This is a genomic window from Rhizobium oryziradicis, assembly GCF_001939045.1.
In the GTDB taxonomy this organism is placed as follows: Bacteria; Pseudomonadota; Alphaproteobacteria; order Rhizobiales; family Rhizobiaceae; genus Allorhizobium; species Allorhizobium oryziradicis.
In genome coordinates this window covers 288,102-294,496 of sequence record NZ_MKIM01000022.1, presented here as the reverse complement: position 1 = coordinate 294,496, position 6,395 = coordinate 288,102, and the positions used below count along the sequence as shown (strand labels likewise).

Annotated in this window: 5 protein-coding genes; all 5 read right to left on the bottom strand. The window is 56.8% G+C overall.

Going from position 1 to position 6,395, the window contains the following annotated elements; translation table 11 throughout:
• Positions 1-322: 322 nt before the first annotated feature.
• The 5 genes from BJF95_RS05120 to BJF95_RS05100 all read right to left on the bottom strand — a co-directional run bounded on the left by BJF95_RS05120 (position 323) and on the right by BJF95_RS05100 (position 6,191).
• Positions 323-1,366, bottom strand: coding sequence for a LacI family DNA-binding transcriptional regulator (locus BJF95_RS05120; RefSeq protein ID WP_075638374.1), 1,044 nt, complete (start codon positions 1,364-1,366; stop codon positions 323-325).
• Positions 1,363-2,007 (bottom strand): dual specificity protein phosphatase family protein, encoded by a 645-nt coding sequence (locus tag BJF95_RS05115; RefSeq protein ID WP_210187723.1) that lies wholly within the window; start codon positions 2,005-2,007, stop codon positions 1,363-1,365. Before BJF95_RS05115 ends, BJF95_RS05120 begins: the two co-directional genes overlap by 4 nt.
• Positions 2,008-2,090: 83 nt before the next feature.
• Positions 2,091-3,203, bottom strand: a complete 1,113-nt coding sequence (locus BJF95_RS05110) for an ABC transporter substrate-binding protein (RefSeq protein ID WP_075638372.1) — start codon at positions 3,201-3,203, stop codon at positions 2,091-2,093.
• A complete protein-coding gene (locus BJF95_RS05105) occupies positions 3,200-4,357 on the bottom strand; it encodes an ABC transporter ATP-binding protein (protein WP_075638371.1) in 1,158 nt (385 codons plus the stop codon). Before BJF95_RS05105 ends, BJF95_RS05110 begins: the two co-directional genes overlap by 4 nt.
• A 1-nt stretch (position 4,358) precedes the next feature.
• Positions 4,359-6,191: an ABC transporter permease gene (locus tag BJF95_RS05100; protein ID WP_075638370.1), complete on the bottom strand. Its 1,833-nt coding sequence runs from the start codon at positions 6,189-6,191 to the stop codon at positions 4,359-4,361.
• Positions 6,192-6,395: the final 204 nt, after the last annotated feature.

Here is a 6,395-nt window from a genome sequence, read left to right as displayed (position 1 = left end):
GCAGGTTCAAATCCTGCCCCCGCAACCAATCTTGTCATTACAACAAAACCCCGTCAGAAAATCTGGCGGGGGTTTTGCGTTCACTCAAAGCGGTTCTTAGATAGGCCCACCGGCAGCAACATTACCTTCTTTGGTCGGCAACGTGCATGTCGCGGCCCACACCTCCTCGAGGGAACCCTTGGCTATGCGCCCGCCTTTCCGTCATAAGGCGATTTCGGGGCTTGCTCGCGGTGGTCTTGTTCGCCTTGCTTTCGATCTGGCGTCTGCCTAAGTGTTCTGTTGAGCGCAATAGAAGGATTATGCCCTCTTCGTCTGAAACCTTTCAGGCAGGACGCACGCTGTTTCGCCACACCGGTGGAGCATTGAAAATGAGGCTTTTGGCTTCGCGCACGTCTTCACTGGCCTGATCAAGAAGATCCGCAATGGCATCGGCCATGCGCGTGATGGGCTGGGCAAAGGTAGTTAGGCGATAGCCAAGCCAGCTGGCCAGCTCAATATCGTCAAAGCCGACCACGCAGATGTCTTGCGGAATCCTCAAGCCGAATTCCTGGCGCGCCGCATCCATGAAGCCGCAGGCTATCAGGTCTGTGACGCAAAATATGCCCTCTGGCCGGTCCCGCACCGCCAGCAATTGCCGGGCGGCTTCTGCCCCTGTGAGATAGTTGGTTGGCCCGATGCGCAAAAGCGTGCAGACATGACCTGCCTTCTCGGTGGCAGCCATGAACAATTGCTCGCGGGCAATCAGGCTGGGGGATGCAATGGTGGAGGATACGATGGCCATGCGCGTGCACCCGGCGCGACTGAGCATGTGGTGCGCATCATTCATGGCCGCCGTATAATCGATTGTGATGTGGTCTGCACCTTCCAATTGTTCGGCCCGGTTGATCAGAATGACGTGTTGGCCGCTTTTGACGCAGGTGTCCACCAAAGATGAGGGCGGCGTGCCAGAGAGGACAATGGTGGCAGAGGCCCGGTAATTCAGCGTTTGCCGAAGGGCGGCATCGGCATTGGCCTCGCCGCCTGCGGTGTTGATCACCATCACGGCGCGCCCTACCAGCTGCAACCTTTGCGTCAAAGCATCCAGCAGGCTTGCCTGATAGGGTGCTTTGAGATCAGCCCCTAAAATGCAGACCGGTCGGCTCTTTTCCTGGCTTAGGCCGCGCGCCAGATGATTGACGTGATAGCTCAAGGCTTCCGCTGCTGCCAAAACACGGGCGCGGGTCTGTTGGGAGACGGAGGCACCGGGCGTGAATGTTCTCGATACAGCAGAGCGCGACACGCCCGCGAGTTTGGCAACCTCGGCGGCACTGGCAATGGTTCTTGCCGATGTTTTTCGCGGGTGTTTGCCGGGCTTTTGCTCTGTCATGGGCTTTCAAAGCCGAAACCGGCTGCCTTCAGCACATGGGCCATCTCTGCCGCTCTTTGGGCCGCCTGCACCAACACAGCTTTTGGTGCGCTGTCCCATTCATCGGGATGAAGGGCTCTTTTCAGCCTTACATGGTGAATGGCGCTTTCCAATGTGGGGAAACGATCGGCAAATTCCAGATGCAAAAACAGCGAGACGAGCGCGACTGACCGGCTGCGACCACCCCGACAATTGACGAGAATATTGCCCTTTTCTCGGCGCGGATAAGAGGGCTTTTGCGGAAATTGCTGATCCAGCACGGAGCGCAAAAGATGATAGCCCGCCAGCATCATCATGTCCGGATTGCCCGCACCATCCACCAGACCGAGCTTGTAATAGCGCACCAGGCCCGCTCCATGGGGCATCAGATGGGGGGCAACCCCGGCTTTCGCCTCGCTGACAATATCGAGATCAAGATTGACGGCGCAATTGAGCACAATCTTGATCTGGTTTTGCTCCAACAGATCAGGATCGGCGGCACCATCGGAGCCGCCAATATAAAGATCAATTCCCCAACCGGGAAGCTTGCTTTCAATCAGGCTCATGGCCGGGCGGGGGTAGTGCCTTGTTTTGTCCATAGGCCCTGTCGCGTCTAACTGCATTCTCTTCACCTTTGCACGCATGCGACAGCGGTGTCCGCGCCTGCAGAATGCCGCAAGCGGGCACCGCTGTTTTTGTTATCCGGTTATTTCTTGTAGTTCAGGCTCCAAAGATCCTGCCAATCCTGACGGGCTTGCCAGTCGGCGCTTGCCGTTGCGGCGTCATAGCCCATGATCTGGTTGCTGATTTTGGCAATGCCCGATGGCTCGTCGGCAGGAAGCGCGATCTTGCTGTTGGTGGATATTTTTCCGTCAACCGCCTGCGGGGCAATGCCTTCCTCTGTCATCATATAATGAATGAACAGCTTTGCGGTATTCGGGCTTTTGCTGCCAGCGGCAATCAGGCCAAGCGACGGGTAATTCCATCCGGCAAAGGGGGCGAGACCTGCGCAAATGCCAAGCTTCATGCCCTTTTTATTGTCGCGATATTTGGCGGTGCTGACAAGGCCAATGAAGCTGTCTTTGACATCCGGCGCGCCAACGGCTTCGGCAGCAGCGCCATCCGAATCTGTCAACAGTGGGCCGTTTTGGGCCAGTGCTTTGACGAAGGCGGCGGTGGCCGAACTTTCCTTGGTGTCAAACGGCTTGCCGAATTCAGCCTGATAGGCGTCGGCCATCGCCTTGTCGTAATGGGTGGCCATCTGGTTGAACCAGTCGGTGTAGTTCGGCTTGCCCAAGGGGTCTTGCATGGACACCTTGTCCTTCCACTTCGGCTCAGTCAGCTCCCAGATATTTTTGACCGGGCAGGTTTGATAGAGGCTGGTGTTATAGGTCCAGACATTGGGTGCCAGCACCACGGTGAGTGGCTTTTGGAAGGTCTTTGGAATATCTGCCGCCAGATCGTCTGGCAGCCAGCTGATGGCATAGCCTTTGGACAGCAATTGCTCATTGGCGGCGGGCGCATCAGACAGAATGACGACATCGGCCTTGACATTGCCCGCTTGCGCCTCGCGGCTGACAATTTCCAGAATATCGGGTGCTTTCGCCTTGATGCCGGTGGCTTTGACACCGTATTTTTCGCTGAATGCCTTGGCTTGCTCGACAATTTTCCCGGTGGAATCATAGACATTGATCGGGGCTTCCTTTTGAGCAGCTTTAACCAAGGCATCGAGATTGAAACTCTCGGCAGCCGAGGCTGACGACAGGGCAGCAACCGAGGTTGCCAGCACGACGAGGCTAATCTTCCGAGATAAGGTCATGACAGTGTCCTGGTGTTGAGAGCATGAAGAAAATCTGGCCGGGAGCGTTCAGCAGCCGCGGTTTTAAGCAGGGGTGCGTCTATGCGTTGGCCAGCGGAATCGAAAAAATGCAGAGAGTCTGTGGGCAGGTGGCACGCGATCTTGTCTTTGATCCGCCAATGCGGTCTCGACTGGGTGGAATGGAAAATGCGTTGTGCACCATGGGACAGCTCGATGATCCAGCTGCCGCCCGTCGGCATGATGGTCTCGACTGTGACGGGGATGGCGTCACCATCGCTTGCTTCGCACAATCGGATCTCTTCAGGCCGAATGCCGCAGATTTGGGCGTCGTTGCCGCTTGGCAGATGCTTGAAAACAGCGCTGGCAAAGCCGCCAAGCGGGGTTTGGCCTTCGCCGCGCAGCTTGATCATGTTGATGTTCGGGTTGCCTATAAACTCGGCAACAAAACGATTTTCCGGCCGGGCATAAATCTCGTCGGGGGTGCCAACCTGCTGCAATGTGCCTTTGTTCATCACCGCAATGGTGCTCGCCAGTGTCACGGCTTCCCATTGGTCGTGGCTGACGAAGATAATCGTGGTGCCAAATTCTTCATGCAGGCGGCGCAGCTCCGTGCGCATTTCCAGCCGCAGCGCGGCATCGAGATTGGACAATGGCTCATCCAGCAACAACACGCCGGGATTGATGGCCAACATGCGCGCCAGCGCCACCCGCTGCTGCTGCCCGCCAGACAATTGCGAGGGGTAACGATCGGCGTAATCGGCAATTCTCAGCTTGGTCATCACATCAAGGCAGCGCGCTTTGCGCTCAGCGGCTGGCACTTTTTTCAGACGCAGACCAAAATCGACGTTTTTTTCCACTGTCATATGGGGCCACAGGGCGTAGTTTTGAAACACCAGCCCAATGCCGCGTTTTTCTGGTGGCACAAACCGCGCTTGTTTGACGGAATCAACGATCCTGTCATCAATGGCAATCTCGCCCTCGGAGGCATGTTCCAGCCCGGCCACCATGCGCAAAATGGTGGTTTTGCCGCAGCCGGATGGACCGAGCAGGCATAGAAACTCACCGTTATTGACGGTGAGGTCCACGCCATCCACGGCGGGCGTGGCGCTGCGATCATAGAATTTGGTGAGGCCGGTCAGGGTAATCTTGGGCATGTCAGCTCTCCAGACCACGGGCGAGGCTGTTACCTGCAATCCTTTGGATCAGCACGGTTCCAAGCCAGGCAATCAGGGCAATCATCAGCACCACGGCATTGGCGGCCTGATCATAGTTGTAATCCAGCAGGCGCAGGGAATAGGTGGTCAGCACATCGGTGGCGGGCACCGCCAGAATGATAAACAGGCTGACCCCTTTGATGCCGGAAATGAACGGCAACAGAATGGCTGTCGCCAAGGGGGCGGCCTGTATGGGAATGATGATTTTGCCCATCCGGCACCACCAGCTTGCGCCAATAATCCGGGCGGCTTCCTCTGGCTCACGGCCCAATTGGGTCATGGCCGAAATGCCGGAGCGGCTGGCAAAGGGCATTTGCTCGGCAATCAGGGCAAGAATGAGAATGATAGGCGTGCCATAAAGCGCTGGAATGGGGCCGCGCGCCACAGCAAACAGTGATAGAAATGCCGCGGCAAAGGCAATGCCAGGTACTAGATAAGGCAAAAACGTGATCTGACGCAGAAAATTGGCAAGACTACGGAACGGACTGCGCAACACGGCATAGCCCACCAGCAAACCAAGTGTGCCAGATATCAGCGATGCCATGCCGACAATGCGAACCGTATTCCACGCCGCTTGCCAAAACTCAGGTGTCAGCAAAATGCCATTGCGCAGGGCAATCGTATCCAGATGGGTGCCAATCCAGAAGTTCAGCGTGAAATTATCAGGCGTGAACCGTCCGGGCAAAATCATCACGGTGGAGAGAAACAGTGTGAGCAGCGGCAGAGCAACGCCCACCAGCACGAACAGACCGGCAAAGCCTGCAGCGGGAAGGCGAAAGCGGCCAAGGCGGCTGCGGCGATCCATCGTGCCCTTGCCGCCCACGGTCACAAACCGCCGCGCTTCGCGCATCATCCGCACGTCAATCAATAGGGTCACCACGCCAATCAGCATGATTGTGCCGGCCAGCACCGCAGCCACACCATTTTGGCGCGACGACAGCGAGCGGTAAAGCCCGGTGGAGAGCGTGTCGTAATTGATCGGCAGGCCAAGAATATAGGGAACCGCAAATTCGCCAATGCAATCGGCAAAAATCAGCAGAGCCGCAGAAAGCAGCGCGGGCCTCACCAGCGGCAAAACGATGGAAAAGGCGATTGCGCGCCGGGATGCGCCCAGAATGCGGGCGCATTCTTCCATCTGCACATCAAGACGGCGCAAGGCATTGCCAACGATGAGAATGACCAGCGGGGTGTAATGCAACACCAGAATGAACACGATGGGCAGATAGCCATAGGCCAGCCAATTGGGCGTGTGCACGCCCATGGCTTCCATCCAGCCGGGCTGGCCGCCGATTGTGCGGTTTTTGAAAATGGTGGTCCAGGCCAGCGCAAACGTCCAGGTTGGCAACATGAAGGGCACAATCAACGCCGTTGCAAACCATGCACGCCCCACCATGTCGGTGCGATTGACCAGCCAGGCCAGCACCACGCCAAGGCTGATGGCAAGCGTGACCGTGCCCAAGGCAATGGCGAGTGTGTGGACAAGCGGACTCCAGATCAGAACGGCAGACATGCGCGATATGAACACACGGGCGAGATAATAGAGGGTGAGCGCACCATCGCTTTGATGAATGCGCGTGCCATCGCCGGGATGCACACGTATGGCATCGAACAGGATGGAAAATACCGGTGCCAAAATCACATAGGCAAAAAAGCCAACCAGCAGCAGGCCGATGAAAATAGCGGGTTCGTGACGGGCGACCGCGCCGCTGTGCAACAGGCGGCGTAGGCGTCCTGTCGCCGCTTTTTGTGCCACGCTGTCAACACCCACTGCCATTCTGCGCCATCTCCTGTCAGCAACCTGACGCGTGAGATAATGGCTTTCGATGACAGTGCGATGACTGGCTTGCACTTATGTGCATAATGCGTTTGTTTTTCTACCGTTCAAAATTCAGCGCACTGTTTGCGAGGTGATGCGTTGGCATCGTTGAGCCTTGGTTTTAAATCGGCCTCGGTTTAAGTTACGCAGCAGGTTTGAGAT